We start from the raw sequence: 15,568 nt of genomic DNA, 5'->3' as shown, positions 1-15,568 counted from the left end.
TTGAACTGCGTCGTGTACTTGCTCATGAAAAAGCCCCAAGAGTTGGATAGGTGTCCAACTTTTGGGGCGCACTTCACTCTGCCATCGGGAGCAAGCTCCTTCCCACACCGATTGAGATGTTTTCTAAATCGGTGTTAACCCGAATCCCCCGCACCTTGCGTCTGACCTTGTGAACGGATCATTCATTCACGAGGTTCAGCCCATGTCTCACTCTCTGCTCTGGCTACGTCCTGCTGCCCAAGGCTTCGCCGTTACCCTGACGCTGGCGCTGGCCGGGTGTGGGGCGTCGTCCTCCCATGATGTGGCGCCACCGGCCGACAGGGGCCCGATCTCTCGGCTTGAGGCCGATACTGTGCAAGGTGCCCTGAGCAAACCCATGCCGATCCCCGCGCCGATGTCTACACGCCTGGCGATGCAGGAATCGAGGACGATGGACTACCGCAGCGAGCCCCGTGAGCAATACGCCAACCTGCCGGATAACCCGGTGCACCGCGTGGCTGAAACGCCGGTGTCGACTTTCAGTGTCGATGTCGACACCGGCAGCTATGCCAACGTACGACGCTTCCTCAATCAAGGCAGCCTGCCGCCCGAAGGCGCCGTACGGCTGGAGGAAATGGTCAATTACTTCCCCTACCACTACGCACTGCCCACCGATGGCTCACCCTTCGGCGTGACCACCGAAGTCGCCCCTACGCCCTGGAACCCCCACACCCAATTACTGCGTATCGGCATCAAGGCGTCCGACCGCGCCGTGGCGCAGCTGGCGCCGGCCAACCTGGTATTTCTGGTGGATGTGTCCGGCTCCATGGACCGTCGCGAAGGTTTGCCGCTGGTGCAAAGCACCCTGAAGTTATTGGTGGATCAATTGCGCGAGCAAGACCGCGTGTCGCTGGTGGTCTACGCCGGCGACTCCCGTGTGGTGCTCAAGCCCACGTCCGGGCGCGACAAGGCCGCGATCCGCAACGCCATCGACCAGCTCACTGCCGGTGGTGCCACGGCGGGGGCGTCGGGTATTGAGCTGGCTTACCAGATGGCCCGCGAAGGCTTTATCGACAACGGCATCAACCGCATCCTGCTGGCCACCGACGGCGACTTCAACGTCGGCGTCAGTGACTTCGACAGCCTCAAGCAGATGGCGGCGCAGCAGCGTAAGAGCGGCGTGTCCCTCACCACACTGGGCTTTGGCGTGGACAACTACAACGAGCACCTGATGGAGCAATTGGCCGACGCCGGTGACGGTAACTACGCCTATATCGACACCTTGCGCGAAGCACGCAAAGTGCTGGTGGACCAGCTCAGCTCGACCCTCGCCGTGGTGGCGCGGGATGTGAAATTGCAGGTGGAATTCAACCCTGCGCGGGTCAGCGAATATCGCCTGCTCGGCTACGAAAACCGCGCCCTCAAGCGTGAGGATTTCAATAACGACAAGGTAGACGCCGGTGAGATCGGCGCCGGCCATACCGTTACCGCGCTGTACGAAATTGTGCCAAAGGGGCAGAAGGGTTGGCTGGAGCCGCTGCGCTATGCCGGCGCGGCTGTGGCCGAGGGGCAGTCCGAGGAGCTGGCCATGCTGCGCGTGCGCTACAAGCCTGCCGCAGGTGGCGATAGCCGCTTGATCGAACGGCCAATCACTGGCCAAACCACCCAGGCCAGCGACGATTTGCGCTTTGCGGCGGCAGTGGCTGCGTTCGCCCAGCAACTCAAGGGCGATGGCCGCTACACTGGCAGCATGACGTTGAAAGACACCGCCGCACTGGCCCGCTCGGCGCGGGGCGACGACCCGTTCGGCCTGCGCAACGAGTTCGTGCAACTGGTGGAGTTGGCCCAAAGCCTCAAGCCCTGATCTCGAACACCACATTGCTGTTACTGATAGACCGCGATCGGGAGCAAGCGCCCTCCCACATTTGACCCGCGTTAACTTTACAAAAGGAGTTCGCCCCCTACATGGCTGTTCCAGATGACCCCTCCAGCGACGAAGCGTTGCTGGCCCGTTACCGGACCGGTGACGCCGCTGCGTTCGAAGTCTTGTACGCGCGGCATCGCCAAGGTCTGTATCGTTTCCTCGTGTCCCTGAGCAACAAGGCCGAACTGGCCGAGGAAATTTATCAGGAGACCTGGCTCAGCCTGATCCGCAGCGCCAGTCAGCCACAAGGCCGGGCGAGCTTTCGCACGTGGTTGTTTCAGATTGCCCGCAATCGCTTGATCGACCACTGGCGCAAGCACGGCATCCACAACCCATTGCACGACAGCTACGACGAGCACCTGCACGCTCAGCCCGACCACAGCGCCGGCCCTGAGCAGCAATTGAGCCTGAGCCGCGACCAGGCGCGCCTCGACGCGGCCCTGCAAGACTTGCCCGAAGACCAGCGTGAAGTGTTCCTGCTGCGTCTGCATGGCGACCTTGAGGTACCGCAAATCGCCGCGCTCACCCAGACCCCGCTGGAAACCGTAAAAAGCCGCTTGCGCTACGCCCAGCAGAAATTGCGTCGTCTGCTGGCCGAGGAGGTACCTGTATGACTGACTCCCGACACACCCCTGACGACGAGCTGCTCCAGCATTTGCGTCAACACAGCACCGGCGAGCCGCCCGCGTCTCTCGATGCCTTCATCCTCAACGTCGCCCGCCGCGAAGCCCCGGCGCCGCAACCGAGCCTTTGGCAACGTTGGCTGCACGCCTGCCAACGCCCACGCTGGCAGATGGCGTTCGCCACCGTCGCCGGCGTTGCGCTCATGGTCGGCGTGGTCATGCGCTCGCCGGTGCCGCAGCCCGAAGTGTCCACCGCGACCTTCTCCGCGCTCCACGACCAAGCTCCACCGCCGGCACCCGCCCCTGCGCCGATGGCGCGTATGGCTGTCGCACCCAAGGCCGAGAGTGCTCAGGCCGAAATCACCGGCTCGCTGGCCCAGGCGCCAGCGGCAAAACCCTTGAGCAAGCGCGCGCCGCCGGGGCTGCCGAGCCTGGAGGAGGGGTTGCAGGAAATTGTGAACCTACGCGCAGCAGGCCAAACCCGAGCGGCGGATGAAAAACTGCTGGCGCTGCACCAGCGCTTTCCCCAGGAAGATCTGCCAGCGCGATTGGAGGCGCTGCAGCCGCGCTGAAACCAGGCTCACGAAAAAAGCCCCAGGTCTCTCAACCTGGGGCTTTTTTATGCTGCACCCTCAGCGCCGCCCTTCCAGCGCCATGCGCACGGCCAGCCCTGCCAGCACCGTACCCATCAACCAGCGCTGTACCAACTGCCATAGTGGTTTGGCCGCCAGAAACGAGGCGATGGAGCCCGCCGACAGGGCGATCAACGCGTTAACGCTCACACTGATCATGATCTGGGTAAACCCCAGCACGAGGGACTGCGCCAGCACAGTGCCGTGGCCATCGGGCACGATGAATTGGGGCAGCAACGACAGGTATATCACCGCAACTTTCGGGTTCAGTAGGTTGGTGATAAAGCCCATCATAAACAGCCGGCGCGGCCCGTCCTGAGGCAGCTCGCGCAACTGAAACGCCGACCGCCCACCGGGCTTCACCGCTTGCCAGGCCAGGTACAGCAAATACAACGCGCCGCCGAGCTTGAGCGCGTCATACGCGAACGGCACCGCCATCAGCAGAGCGGTAATACCCAGCGCCGCGCAGAGCATATAAACCATAAATCCCAACGCCACGCCGCCCAGGGAAATCAAGCCCGCGACCCGCCCTTGGCAGATTGAGCGGGAGATCAGATAGATCATGTTCGGGCCGGGCGTCAGCACCATCCCGAGGCAAATCAGACCAAACGCCAGCAGGCTCGACAGTTCGGGCATGGGGTAACTCCTGTAGGTAATGCCAGCCGTGGGCGCGTGGTCGCGGGTGGCGGGATGCGCACGATGGTAGGGCGGCCGAAGGCGGCGCGTTAGATACAGATGGCCCGACAAAACGTCATACAGGCACGCAGCCATGAGACGGAGCGTCTCAATCGCCCAGCGCTTTCTCAGAGGGCTGATTCAGGGCGTCTCATTCGACGGTGATTGCGGCCAGCGCGGGTTGTGCCACGGATCGCTCTAAAAAACGCCTGTGCGAGGATTTTCGCGCAGCTGGCACCGGCCTTGCTCTGGCCCTCGCAACCCCCCGCGGGGTTTGTCATTCACTGCCGTTTCAAGGAGCCTTGCCATGACCCTAACGATCAACCCGCAACGCAGCATGCGTGCCGCTGTCTGGCACGGCCGTCACGATATCCGCGTCGAAGATGTTCCCCTGCCCGATGCGCCGCCCGCCGGCTGGGTGCAGATCCGCGTGCAATGGTGCGGCATTTGCGGCTCCGATCTGCATGAGTACGTGGCCGGGCCGGTGTTCATCCCGGTCGATGCGCCGCACCCACTGACCGGCATCAAGGGCCAGTGCATCCTCGGTCACGAGTTCTGTGGCGAAATCGTCGAACTCGGCGCCGGCGTGCAAGGCTTCAGCGTCGGCGAACCGGTGGCGGCCGATGCCTGCCAACATTGCGGCACCTGCTACTACTGCACCCACGGCCTGTACAACATCTGTGAAAACCTGGCGTTCACCGGGCTGATGAACAACGGCGCCTTCGCCGAACTCGTCAACGTACCCGCCAACCTGCTGTATAAGCTGCCCGCCAACTTTCCCGCCGAAGCCGGTGCACTGATCGAACCCCTCGCGGTCGGCATGCACGCCGTGAAAAAAGCCGGCAGCCTGCTGGGGCAAAACGTTGTGGTGGTCGGCGCCGGCACCATCGGCCTGTGCACCATCATGTGCGCCAAGGCGGCGGGCGCGGCCCAAGTGATCGCCCTGGAAATGTCCGGAGCCCGCAAGGCCAAGGCCAAGGAAGTGGGCGCGACCCACGTACTCGATCCCAACCAATGCGACGCCCTGGCCGAAGTACGCCGCCTCACCGGCGGGCTCGGCGCGGACGTCAGCTTCGAATGCATCGGCAACAAACACACCGCCAAACTCGCCATCGACCTGATCCGCAAAGCCGGCAAATGCGTCCTGGTGGGCATCTTCGAAGAGCCCAGCGAATTCAACTTCTTCGAGCTGGTGGCCACCGAGAAACAGGTACTGGGTGCGCTGGCCTATAACGGCGAATTCGCCGACGTGATCGCGTTCATCGCCGATGGACGGCTGGACATCACGCCGCTGGTGACGGGGCGCATACAGCTGGAACAGATCGTGGGGGCGGGTTTCGAGGAACTGGTTAAAAACAAGGAACACAATGTGAAGATCATTGTGTCGCCAGCGCGGGTTTGAAGGGGGGAGGGGTGATGGTTGTGGCTTGATACCAACACACATGAAAAAGCCCCAGGTCTTTCGGCCTGGGGCTTTTTTATCTGTATCTGGTGCACCCGGCGGGATTCGAACCCACGACCCCTGCCTTCGGAGGGCAGTACTCTATCCAGCTGAGCTACGGATGCAATGCGGGCGCCATGATACTCATCTGGCCGGGGGGCGTCCAGTTGCAGGGCGGTGAAGGGGCAAATCAGGGCAGGGTCTTACGTCTGCGGTGTCGCTGAGGGCTTGCCCGCTTGATGTCGCCGCCCGGTCCATGGGGGCTGGGTTCAGGACTCTGGCGCAGCCGTGGACTGATGTGGCGGGTGGCCGTGGGGTGGTTTGGGGGCTTTTGGCTGGGTCGTTCTGTTCTGCTCATGCCAGCGCGTCAAGGCGTCCGCGCCGCCCTCGGCGTGGGCAAACACTTGGCAGGGTGGTGATTGAAGCGAGCGCGATCCACTTGATTAACGTGTTCATTCTGCAAGTACCTTCGTGAGTGGGAATAAGCAGTCGGCAATACCGCGAAAGCGGCCGACCTTCAGGTGATGGCCGTCGTTGCGTTTTCGTATCGCTCCAGCAGCCAGGCCAGGTTTCGGTAACGCGCTGCCCACTGCTCGGCGCCCAGCCGCTGCATGGACTTGGCTGCTCTGCGTGCTTGTGCGGCACCGATGGCGGTGTGGTAAGTCGAACGGGTCAGCCTTCTATTGGCCGTGGCTGCGCAGCGGGCAATCGGCGAGCCGGGGGGCAGGCGACGTGTGTGGTGTTGGAGTCGTGCCAGTTCGCGGCTGAGTTGGAGCGATAGATAGCCAGCCTCGTAATCCCCCTGACGGTGGGCGCCCAACAGGCTTTTCAAGGCGACGATGCGGTGCTGTTGTTGCGCTTGCCACCGGCGATGATTGAGCGTGTCTGCTCGATGCAGAAGCCGGCGCGTTGCGTGTAGCAGCGAGCGTTTGAGTGCTTGCACGGTGTGCTGGGGCTTTTTCGGAACAATGTTGAACGCCAGAAGACAGATGCCCATCGCGACAAACCAGGCGAGCGCTTGGTTGACGAAGTCGGCGAAGTCGTAATGAGCGGTCGCGCCAGTGCTGACCAGCGTGTTGAACGCAATCAGGTAGGCGATCCCGATGAGGGCTTGACGAGGTCGGGTGGTGGCGTGAATGCCGAATGACCAGAACACCGCCAGCATCACTACAAGCAGTGGAAAGCCATTGATCGACGGCATCAGTAAAAATTTGCACACCAGTGCGGCCAGCGTGGCGTAAAAGGTCCCTTTGATAAAACCGATGATGCCTTGAACCGGGTCGGGCGCCGCAGCCGATAACGTGCAGCAGGGCCCCAGCACCGCCAACAGGGTGGGGCCTTGATTCCAGCCGCTCAGGTACCACACGGCACCGGCGACCAGGGTGGCGCCCAAGGCACGCAGACCGTTGCGGGCGGCGTCCTGATAGTTGCGATGAAACCCCTTCACCGTTTGGCGCGCTTGGGCGTCGCGCTCAAGGCTGGAGAAGCTGTGCAGGGCGGCATGCAGATCCGCAAGCTGCTCGCGCAAGCGCTCCACCCCTAGCGCCGTGAGGGCAGAGTCGGCGCAAAGGCCGCCAACCGTGTAATCGTTTTCAAGCGCGCTCATTGCTTGCTTCACCCGATCCGCCGCCGTAGTGAAGTCGACGGTACGATCGGCTAAAGCCTCGCCCAGGTGCCGAAGCGGTTTACTGATCCGGTTCAACAACCAACCCGGGGCATCGTGATCGTCCAGGCGTATATCCATAACGGCCGACTGCAACTGAGCGAGACCGGTTTGAATCACGGGCAGGCGCGTACGGATAAGCACGGACTCACCCTAGCCGATGCCGAGAAGCTCATCCACTTTGCCGATGTCCATCGACAGCTGCGCGCGCTGCGCGGCCAGCTCGGGTGCTTCCTCGTTGGTGAACCGATCAGCCAACTGGTGCGCCGCGCGGGCAGACACGTCGACCAGCGCGTTCAGCAGCTTGCGATCAATGGTTTTACGACTGCCCAGCGTGGCAATAAGGCTGAGGCTGAACACGCCGACCACCACGGCGGTGCCTCGGGTCACGATGTGATCGAAGCCTTGCTCGGGGGCGACAATGGCGGGGCCCAACGCCAGGCACACGGTGTAGCCGGCGACTACCGCCGCAGTTGCCTGGTAATGCCGCAGCAGCGTCATTGCCGCCACACATAAGCCGAGCCACAGGCCGACGCCGAAGATGAACAGCAACATCTGCTGGGCAAACATGCCCAGCAGGATAAAGGCCGCAGTCACCCCGATAAGCGTTCCAACCATACGGTTGAAACCCTTGCCGACCACCGCCCCTTGCACCGGATGCACCAGCAGGAGCACGGTGGAGGCCGCAGAAAAAGGCGAGTCCAGTTGCAACTCAAAACCCAGCCAGAGCGCAAGGGTCGCGGCGATGATGCTGCGCAACACATACGCGAAGGTATCGGCCGTCCACGGTAGAGGTAGTGAGGCGAGCGCGTGGCGGACATACTCGGCCATCACATAAACCCCTGCAGCCAGTGGGTGAACCTCCAGTGCGACGGCGACTGTGCGTCGACAATCTCAATGCTCGCCGTCATCCCCGCCGCCAGTTCGACCCCGGCCGGAACGTTATCCAGTTCGATGCGTACAGGCACGCGCTGGGCCAGTCGTATCCAGCTGAACGTCGGGCTGACTTGAGGTAACCCGCTGTCGTTGCGCAGTTCATTGCCATCGGCGATCCCGCGTCCGATGCTGGCGACGTGTCCCTTGAGCAGTGGCGAGAAGCCCATCAACTTGATGGCTGCGGGCGCGCCTTCGCGGATGTTGGAGAGCTTGGTCTCTTCGAAATAGCCAGTGACCCAAAAGCTATGGCCATCGACCACGAACAGATTGGTATCGCCGTGGGCTGCGTAATCGCCTGGCTGTAAACGCAGTTGAGTGACATAGCCGTCTACGGGGGAACGCAGGGTTGTGCGCTCCAGGTCCAGCCGCGCTCTGGCCAATTGGCCCTGCGCGGCATCGAGGCGAGCTTTGGCGACGTTCAGGGCGCGAGCGGCGTTGTCGATTTCCTCGCGGGCAATGGCGTCCCCGAGGCGAGTGCGACGTTTGAATTGTTCGTTGCGTTGCTCAAACACACTTTGCGCTTCGGCCAGCTCTGCCGCCCGTTGGCGCTGGGCCAGCAAATAGTCGCGCTGGTCGATGCGGTAGAGCAGATCGCCTTTGGACACCCATTGATTATCAGCCACCGCCAGGTGTTCGACCTGGCCGGACACCTCTGGGGCTATGCGGATAACTTGAGCGCTGACCCGCCCATCGCGGGTCCAGGGCGCCAACACATAGGCACGCCACAGCTGCATGCACAGGGCGAGGGCAACAAGGCCCAAGGCCAGGGTCGCGGAGGCTTTAAGGCATTTGACGACAGACATAGGCGGCCTCACTCAAACCGTCAGAAACAGCGTGGCCAAAATGATCAGCAGCACAAAAAAGCGCGACAGGCTGGGATGCCATGTCCACTCCAAGGGGCCGTCGACTAAATGTTTCAACGCTTGGTAAGCGAGGGCCGAGGCGATCAGATAGGCCAACAACGGAGGGATGTAGAGGTTCGCAACTGACAGTTCACTCAGCATCGTCATCACCGTAAATCGATGGGCTCGCAGGGAACGAGCGCTACTGGATGAGAATGCTACGCAACAACCGGATTTGCCGATATCGACTACACTGCCAATTAATAATCAAATACGGTCAATGTGAGAGATGCCAATGCAGGACGTTCAGCACCCGCCGCTGGAGCAATTCGAACTGGACGACCTCGGTCAGCCCGCCGTGGCGCTGATGCTGACCACGCAGCAGCACGCCAGGGAGTTTCCCGTGCATGAGCACCGCAAAGGCCAACTGGTCGTGGCCTGTCGCGGCGGTATCGTTTGTACGGTGGAGAATGGGGTGTGGATGGTGCCACCGGGGTTCGGTGTGTGGATTCCGGCCGGTGTGTCCCACAGCAACCGGGTCACGGCGAATGGGCAAGTGTGCTTTCTGCTGGTTGAACCTGAGGCGGCGGCGCTGCCCGATCAATGCTGCACATTGGCGTTGTCACCGGTGATTCTCGAACTGATCTTTCATCTCAGCGCTCAGGACCAGGCGTACCCGGCGGACTCTCCCACGGCTCGGTTGACCAGCGTATTGCTCGAACAGCTGGAAATGGCACGCTGCGAGCAGTTGTACCTGCCCCTTCCTGCCGCTTCCCCCTTGCGCACCATCGCCAAGGCCCTGGCGCAGGACCCTTCCAACCGCTCGACCATCGCCGATTGGGCGCGGCAGGTGGCCATGAGCGAGCGCTCGCTGGCTCGGCTGGTCAAAAGCGATACCGGCCTGACCTTTGGCCAGTGGCGCCGGCAATGGCAGTTGATCGTGGCATTGCAGAGCCTGGCGGAAGGAGAGACCGTCCAACGCACTGCCGAAGTGCTGGGTTATGAGTCGGTGAGCTCTTTTATCAGCATGTTCCGAAAGACCCTGGGCGCGTCGCCGGCGCGGTACGTGCGCAGTACTGGCATGGCCAAGACTTCGGCAGCGCCTACGCTGGTCAGATAACGTCAGCGAATTCGCCGTTTTCGTTCTTTTTTTCGAACATCCTATTGCCCTGCACCCCCATTGATCCTAGGATTCGTTTGAGATTTCAAACGCTCTGTCTCCCGTGCGCTTTTTCGCTTCACTCGCGCGCAGGGGCTGATTTCCCTGACGGCAGCCCACAAGGCGCCTTTCAACAACTCTAATTCGCTCCGCGTGCGCGCGGTGCTGTTAAGGAAACCCGACATGCAGCTTAAAGATGCCCAGTTGTTCCGCCAGCAAGCCTTTATCGATGGCGCTTGGGTCGATGCGGACAACGGCCAGACCATCAAGGTCAACAACCCGGCCACCGGTGAGATTCTCGGCACCGTGCCAAAGATGGGCGCCGCAGAAACCCGCCGCGCCATCGAAGCCGCCGACAAGGCGCTGCCAGCCTGGCGCGCACTGACCGCCAAGGAGCGCGCCAACAAGCTGCGTCGTTGGTTCGAACTGCTGATCGAAAACCAGGAAGACCTCGGTCGCCTGATGACCCTCGAACAAGGCAAGCCGCTGGCCGAAGCCAAGGGCGAAATCGTCTACGCCGCGTCCTTTATCGAGTGGTTCGCCGAAGAAGCCAAACGCATCTACGGTGACGTGATCCCCGGCCACCAGCCCGACAAGCGCCTGATCGTGATCAAGCAGCCGATCGGCGTGACCGCTGCGATCACCCCGTGGAACTTCCCGGCCGCGATGATCACCCGCAAAGCCGGCCCGGCCCTGGCCGCCGGTTGCACCATGGTCATCAAACCGGCCTCGCAAACCCCATTCTCGGCCCTGGCCCTGGTGGAACTGGCGCACCGTGCCGGAATCCCGAAAGGCGTGTTGAGCGTAGTCACCGGCAGCGCCGGCGACATCGGCGGCGAACTGACCAGCAACCCGATCGTGCGTAAATTGTCCTTCACCGGCTCGACCGAAATCGGTCGCCAGTTGATGGCCGAATGCGCCAAGGACATCAAGAAAGTGTCCCTGGAACTGGGCGGCAACGCGCCGTTTATCGTGTTCGACGACGCCGACCTGGATAAGGCCGTCGAAGGCGCGATCATCTCCAAGTACCGCAACAACGGCCAGACCTGCGTCTGCGCCAACCGCCTCTACATCCAGGATTCGGTGTACGACGCGTTCGCGGAAAAACTCAAGGTGGCGGTGGCCAAGCTCAAGATCGGCAACGGTCTGGAAGAAGGCACCACCACTGGCCCGCTGATCGACGACAAAGCCGTGGCCAAGGTGCAGGAGCACATCGCCGATGCGGTGAAGAAGGGCGCCAAGCTGCTCAGCGGCGGTAAGGTGATTGAAGGCAACTTCTTCGAGCCGACGATTCTGGTCGATGTGCCTAAAGACGCTGCCGTGGCCAAGGAAGAAACCTTCGGCCCGCTGGCGCCGCTGTTCCGCTTCAAAGACGAAGCCGAAGTGATCGCCATGTCCAACGACACCGAATTCGGCCTGGCTTCCTACTTCTATGCTCGCGACCTGGGCCGTGTGTTCCGCGTGGCCGAAGCCCTGGAATACGGCATGGTCGGCGTCAACACCGGGTTGATCTCCAACGAAGTGGCGCCGTTTGGCGGCATCAAGGCCTCGGGCCTGGGCCGTGAAGGGTCCAAGTACGGGATCGAGGATTACCTGGAAATCAAATACCTCTGCCTGGGCATCTAAGCCCCGTAAGAGATTGCAGTAAACGCAGAGGGCACGAGAGCGCTGACCCTTTGCGTGTTTCATATCGTTATTCGTAGTGGCCGGGAAAGCTGTGGCAGTCGATCATCGCATGCTGCCGTAGTTGCCTCCCCGCCACGTATTCCTTGGACCACGCCACCCGATGAGTGGCGAATGAGGACTTTATGAGCAAGACCAACGCATCCCTGATGAAACGCCGCGAAGCCGCTGTACCGCGCGGTGTTGGCCAGATCCACCCGATCTTCGCCGAATCGGCGAAGAACGCCACCGTGACCGACGTTGAAGGTCGCGAGTTCATCGACTTCGCCGGCGGCATCGCCGTGCTGAACACCGGCCACGTGCACCCAAAAATCATCGCCGCCGTGACCGAACAGCTGAACAAGCTGACCCACACCTGCTTCCAGGTCCTGGCCTACGAGCCTTACGTGGAGCTGTGCGAAAAAATCAACGCCAAGGTCCCTGGTGATTTCGCCAAGAAAACCCTGCTGGTCACCACCGGTTCCGAAGCCGTTGAAAACGCCGTGAAAATCGCCCGCGCCGCCACCGGCCGTGCCGGCGTGATCGCCTTCACCGGCGCTTACCACGGCCGCACCATGATGACCCTGGGCCTGACCGGTAAAGTCGTGCCTTACTCGGCCGGCATGGGCCTGATGCCCGGCGGTATCTTCCGCGCGCTGTACCCGAACGAACTGCATGGCGTGAGCATCGACGATTCGATCGCCAGCATCGAACGCATCTTCAAGAACGATGCCGAACCGCGCGACATCGCCGCGATCATCATCGAGCCGGTGCAGGGCGAGGGCGGTTTCTACGTCGCGCCAAAAGCCTTTATGAAGCGTCTGCGCGAACTGTGCGACAAGCACGGCATCTTGTTGATCGCCGACGAAGTGCAAACCGGTGCTGGCCGTACCGGTACCTTCTTCGCCATGGAACAGATGGGCGTGGCCGCCGACCTGACCACCTTCGCCAAATCCATCGCTGGTGGCTTCCCGCTGGCCGGTGTGTGCGGCAAGGCCGAGTACATGGACGCCATCGCCCCTGGCGGCCTGGGCGGCACCTACGCCGGTAGCCCGATCGCCTGCGCTGCGGCACTGGCGGTAATGGAAGTGTTTGAAGAAGAGCACCTGCTGGACCGCTGCAAAGCCGTCGGCGAACGCCTGGTGACTGGCCTTAAAGCCATCCAGGCCAAGTACCCGGTGATCGGCGAAGTACGTGCCTTGGGTGCGATGATCGCGGTGGAGTTGTTCGAAGACGGCGACAGCCACAAGCCGAACGCTGCCGCCGTGGCTGCGGTAGTGGCCAAGGCCCGTGAAAAGGGTCTGATCCTGCTGTCTTGCGGCACTTACGGTAACGTCTTGCGCGTTCTGGTGCCGCTGACCTCGCCGGACGAGCAGTTGGACAAAGGCTTGGCGATCATGGAAGAGTGCTTCTCTGAACTCTGATAACGACCGCTGACAAAAAAACCGCTTCGGCGGTTTTTTTGTGCCCGTAGATTGTACGGCGCACGCCGCGTTGACTATGGTTCAGGCATTGCCGATGGAGCGTGACGGATGACTGCGGTTGATTTACCGGCTGTACCCCGTGTGTTGATTGCCGAGGCGGACCCTTGGTCGCAAGACCTGCTCAAGCAGGTCCTGCTTGCGGTGCGTTGTGACGCCCGGCTTGATGTGTGCGCCGACGGGCAGCAGGCTGCGACCCTGCTGCGCGACAAGCCCTACGATCTGATCCTGGCCGACTGGGAGTTGCCGGTCATCGACGGCTTGGATCTGCTGCGCGCGGTGCGTCAGCAGCGCCGTACGCCGCCTCTGCCATTTATTTTGCTGAGCAGTCGCAATGACAGTGCCAGCGTGCGCGAAGCCTTGCCCCTGGCACCCACGGCATACCTGACCAAACCGCTGAACATGCAGGCGCTGACCCAGCGTCTGCAGGACTTGCTGCTTAACGACGGCGAAAGTGTGTATTGCGAAGTACCGGCGCTGGCGCCGGGCATGACGTTGCCGGGGTTTCTGGAGCAGCGTCGCGAAGCGTCCGATGGCGCACCGCTGCGGGTCGATGTGCAAGCGGCCGTGCAGCACAGCCTCGGCTCCGAGGGCCTGGACCTCAAACGCCTGGAAGAACAGGTGCGCACGGACCCGCAAATCACCGCCGTGCTTATCGCCGCCGCCAACAGCGCCGGCCATCACGGCGCACCGGTGCAGACTCTGCACGCGGCGTTGCACACACTGGCGCCGGGGCAAAGCATGAACCTGATCCTGGGCCTGGCGCTCAAGCACAACGTGGTACTCGGCGATCCGGTGCTGGCGGCGTACGCCGAGCGCTATTGGCAGTTGTCCCAAGACACGGCGGATTACGCGCTGCTGCTTGCGCACTTGCTTGATCTGGATCGCGAGCGCTGCTACAGCGCCGGCATCCTGCATCAGCTGGGGGACCTGGCGCTGTTGCGCAGCCTGGAAGACTGGCGCCGGGGCGGTGGGGAGCTGGACGACAAAGTGATTGGCGAGTCCCTCGACACTTTTGGCGCCGCCTTCGGCTCGTCGCTGCGCGCGCGCTGGCGCTTGCCGCTGGAACTGCGTCAGCTGATTGCGGCGAGCTATTCACTGGAGGGCGGGGTGTATGCCCGTGATGCGCTGGCGGTGAACCTGGCCGCGCAAATGGCGCGGTTGACTGAGCACGAAGGCTTGGAAGCGTTGGCCGACGGCAAGACGGCACGTTTGCTCAAGATCGGCTTGTCGGAGTTGACGCGGATTCGCAAAAAGCCGGTGGGCTAAAAGTCGACGGTGGCGACGATGATGCGGTTCTTGCCCTGGCGTTTGGCTTCGTACATGGCGGCATCGGCACGGGCGAACAGGTTGTCCAGGGTTGAGTCTTCTTCGCTGAGATTGGCCAGGCCCTGGCTGACGGTTACGCCAAATGCCTGGCCTTCGTAGCTGAAGTTCAGCGCTTGAATCTCTTTACCCAGACGTTCGGCCACCTGCAGCGCCATCTCCGGCGCGCAGCCAGGTAGCACGGCGGCAAACTCCTCGCCGCCAATGCGCCCGAACAGGTCGCCACGGCGCAGCACCCCTCGGCCACTTTCGGCGATACGCCGCAGTACCTGGTCACCTTCCAGGTGGCCATAGGTGTCGTTGATGTCCTTGAAGTCGTCGATGTCCAGCAACAGAAAGGCCAGCGGCGCACCCTGTACGCTGGCGGTGTCGAAGGCTTGGTTGGCGCACTCGAAGAAGTGCCGGCGATTGCTGCTCTGGGTCAGCACGTCAGTGGTGGCCAGGCGGTGCAACTCCAGCTCCAGTTGCTTCTTTTCGGTGATGTCCTCGGCTATGCCCACCACGATCACCGGCTCGCCAGGCTCGACCTGCTGGTTGATGTAGCACTTGTCGCTCAGCCAGCGAATCTTGCCTTCGGCGGTGATGATGCGGTATTCGCGGTTTTCCACCGCGCCCTGTTCCAGCACGCGGGCCAGGCTTTGTTCGGCGTAATCGAGGTCTTCGGGGTGAATGCTGTTGCGCCATTCGCGATGATCGGCCAACAGCAGGCTGGCAGGGCGGCCGAAGACGCGTTCGTAGGCCGGGCTGACGTACAACACGCGGCGCGTCTCCCACTCCATGGCCCAGAGCACGGCATTCACACTCACCAGCAGCGAGCTGAGCAGTTGTTCGCGTTCGCTCAGCCGCTCGACTTCACCCTGAGCATGCACCAACGCCAGCAGGGTCGAAGCCGCAGCCGGAAGCGGTTGTTCGGCAGTGGGCGGGTCAGGTAAATGAGGCTTTTCTTGAACCATCGGCACAACTCTCTCTGGGCGCGCCGCAAGGCGAAGCAGCGGTCACAACAAGGGGCCACCATGATGGCGAAGTGTTCTTTGAGAGAGGCGAATTGCGGTGAAGTTCCGTCAACGGTATCGATTGGCGGCGCCCGGTAAATGACGCCAAAAACAGGTCGCGGGGGGGGGGGGGCCCCCCCCCCCCCCGGTGAAACCCCCGCCCGGGGCCCCCAAAAAGGTTTAAAAAAGTGGGGAAAAAACCCCCAGGAATGGATTACACAAAAATAAGAAGA

General features: G+C 62.1%; 14 protein-coding genes and 1 tRNA gene. 8 read left to right on the top strand and 7 right to left on the bottom strand.

Translation table 11 applies throughout. The annotated features are described in order from the left end of the window. Positions 1 to 202 precede the first annotated feature (202 nt). From ACFZPT_RS26315 to ACFZPT_RS26305, 3 genes are all read left to right on the top strand, one after another. Positions 203 to 1,843: a VWA domain-containing protein gene (locus ACFZPT_RS26315; RefSeq protein WP_047881497.1), complete on the top strand. Its 1,641-nt coding sequence runs from the start codon at positions 203 to 205 to the stop codon at positions 1,841 to 1,843. A gap of 101 nt (positions 1,844 to 1,944) precedes the next feature. Then, complete coding sequence (locus ACFZPT_RS26310) at positions 1,945 to 2,517, top strand: RNA polymerase sigma factor (protein ID WP_034095297.1); 573 nt, start codon at positions 1,945 to 1,947, stop codon at positions 2,515 to 2,517. Then, a complete protein-coding gene (locus ACFZPT_RS26305; protein ID WP_034095298.1) occupies positions 2,514 to 3,098 on the top strand; it encodes a hypothetical protein in 585 nt (194 codons plus the stop codon). The genes ACFZPT_RS26310 and ACFZPT_RS26305 overlap by 4 nt, the downstream gene beginning before the upstream one ends. Positions 3,099 to 3,158: 60 nt before the next feature. On the opposite strand, the gene ACFZPT_RS26300 is transcribed toward ACFZPT_RS26305, so the two are convergent. Continuing rightward, positions 3,159 to 3,794, bottom strand: a complete 636-nt coding sequence (locus ACFZPT_RS26300) for a LysE family translocator (protein ID WP_099312144.1) — start codon at positions 3,792 to 3,794, stop codon at positions 3,159 to 3,161. 376 nt (positions 3,795 to 4,170) lie between these two features. On the opposite strand from ACFZPT_RS26300, the gene ACFZPT_RS26295 reads away from it, so the two are divergent. Beyond that, the gene (locus ACFZPT_RS26295) at positions 4,171 to 5,235 is read left to right on the top strand and encodes a 2,3-butanediol dehydrogenase (RefSeq protein WP_232925220.1); all 1,065 of its coding nucleotides are present in this window, start codon (positions 4,171 to 4,173) and stop codon (positions 5,233 to 5,235) included. An 87-nt stretch (positions 5,236 to 5,322) separates the two neighbouring features. Here the strand turns inward: ACFZPT_RS26295 and ACFZPT_RS26290 are convergent. The 5 genes from ACFZPT_RS26290 to ACFZPT_RS26270 all read right to left on the bottom strand — a co-directional run bounded on the left by ACFZPT_RS26290 (position 5,323) and on the right by ACFZPT_RS26270 (position 8,877). Further along, positions 5,323 to 5,399 (bottom strand) — tRNA-Arg (locus ACFZPT_RS26290). 392 nt (positions 5,400 to 5,791) lie between these two features. Beyond that, on the bottom strand, positions 5,792 to 7,081 hold the full coding sequence (locus tag ACFZPT_RS26285) for an FUSC family protein (RefSeq protein ID WP_371918471.1): 1,290 nt from the start codon (positions 7,079 to 7,081) through the stop codon (positions 5,792 to 5,794). Between the two features lie 9 nt (positions 7,082 to 7,090). Next, entirely contained in the window at positions 7,091 to 7,768 is a 678-nt protein-coding gene (locus tag ACFZPT_RS26280; protein WP_371918470.1) for an FUSC family protein, read from the bottom strand. Continuing rightward, the gene (locus ACFZPT_RS26275) at positions 7,768 to 8,676 is read right to left on the bottom strand and encodes an HlyD family secretion protein (RefSeq protein WP_034095302.1); all 909 of its coding nucleotides are present in this window, start codon (positions 8,674 to 8,676) and stop codon (positions 7,768 to 7,770) included. The genes ACFZPT_RS26280 and ACFZPT_RS26275 overlap by 1 nt, the downstream gene beginning before the upstream one ends. 12 nt (positions 8,677 to 8,688) lie before the next feature. Further along, positions 8,689 to 8,877, bottom strand: a complete 189-nt coding sequence (locus ACFZPT_RS26270; protein ID WP_099312148.1) for a DUF1656 domain-containing protein — start codon at positions 8,875 to 8,877, stop codon at positions 8,689 to 8,691. A gap of 133 nt (positions 8,878 to 9,010) precedes the next feature. Here ACFZPT_RS26270 and ACFZPT_RS26265 point away from each other — a divergent pair, with 133 nt between their 5' ends. The 4 genes from ACFZPT_RS26265 to ACFZPT_RS26250 all read left to right on the top strand — a co-directional run bounded on the left by ACFZPT_RS26265 (position 9,011) and on the right by ACFZPT_RS26250 (position 14,286). After that, positions 9,011 to 9,835, top strand: coding sequence for a helix-turn-helix domain-containing protein (locus ACFZPT_RS26265; protein ID WP_099312142.1), 825 nt, complete (start codon positions 9,011 to 9,013; stop codon positions 9,833 to 9,835). A 222-nt stretch (positions 9,836 to 10,057) separates the two neighbouring features. Next, the gene (gene gabD, locus ACFZPT_RS26260) at positions 10,058 to 11,500 is read left to right on the top strand and encodes an NADP-dependent succinate-semialdehyde dehydrogenase (protein WP_099312140.1); all 1,443 of its coding nucleotides are present in this window, start codon (positions 10,058 to 10,060) and stop codon (positions 11,498 to 11,500) included. Between the two features lie 182 nt (positions 11,501 to 11,682). Beyond that, on the top strand, positions 11,683 to 12,960 hold the full coding sequence (gene gabT / locus ACFZPT_RS26255; RefSeq protein ID WP_034095305.1) for a 4-aminobutyrate--2-oxoglutarate transaminase: 1,278 nt from the start codon (positions 11,683 to 11,685) through the stop codon (positions 12,958 to 12,960). 108 nt (positions 12,961 to 13,068) lie between these two features. Next, on the top strand, positions 13,069 to 14,286 hold the full coding sequence (locus tag ACFZPT_RS26250) for an HDOD domain-containing protein (RefSeq protein WP_099312138.1): 1,218 nt from the start codon (positions 13,069 to 13,071) through the stop codon (positions 14,284 to 14,286). Here ACFZPT_RS26250 and ACFZPT_RS26245 read toward each other — a convergent pair. After that, a complete protein-coding gene (locus ACFZPT_RS26245; protein ID WP_034111275.1) occupies positions 14,283 to 15,296 on the bottom strand; it encodes a sensor domain-containing diguanylate cyclase in 1,014 nt (337 codons plus the stop codon). The two genes, ACFZPT_RS26250 and ACFZPT_RS26245, sit on opposite strands and share 4 nt — an antisense overlap. Positions 15,297 to 15,568: the final 272 nt, after the last annotated feature.

Origin of the sequence: Pseudomonas sp. MD330_10 (assembly GCF_042610415.1) — a bacterium.
Lineage (GTDB): Bacteria > Pseudomonadota > Gammaproteobacteria > Pseudomonadales > Pseudomonadaceae > Aquipseudomonas > Aquipseudomonas rhodesiae.
Note: the sequence above shows the minus strand (reverse complement) of the source record. Positions and strands in the feature narration are given on the sequence as shown.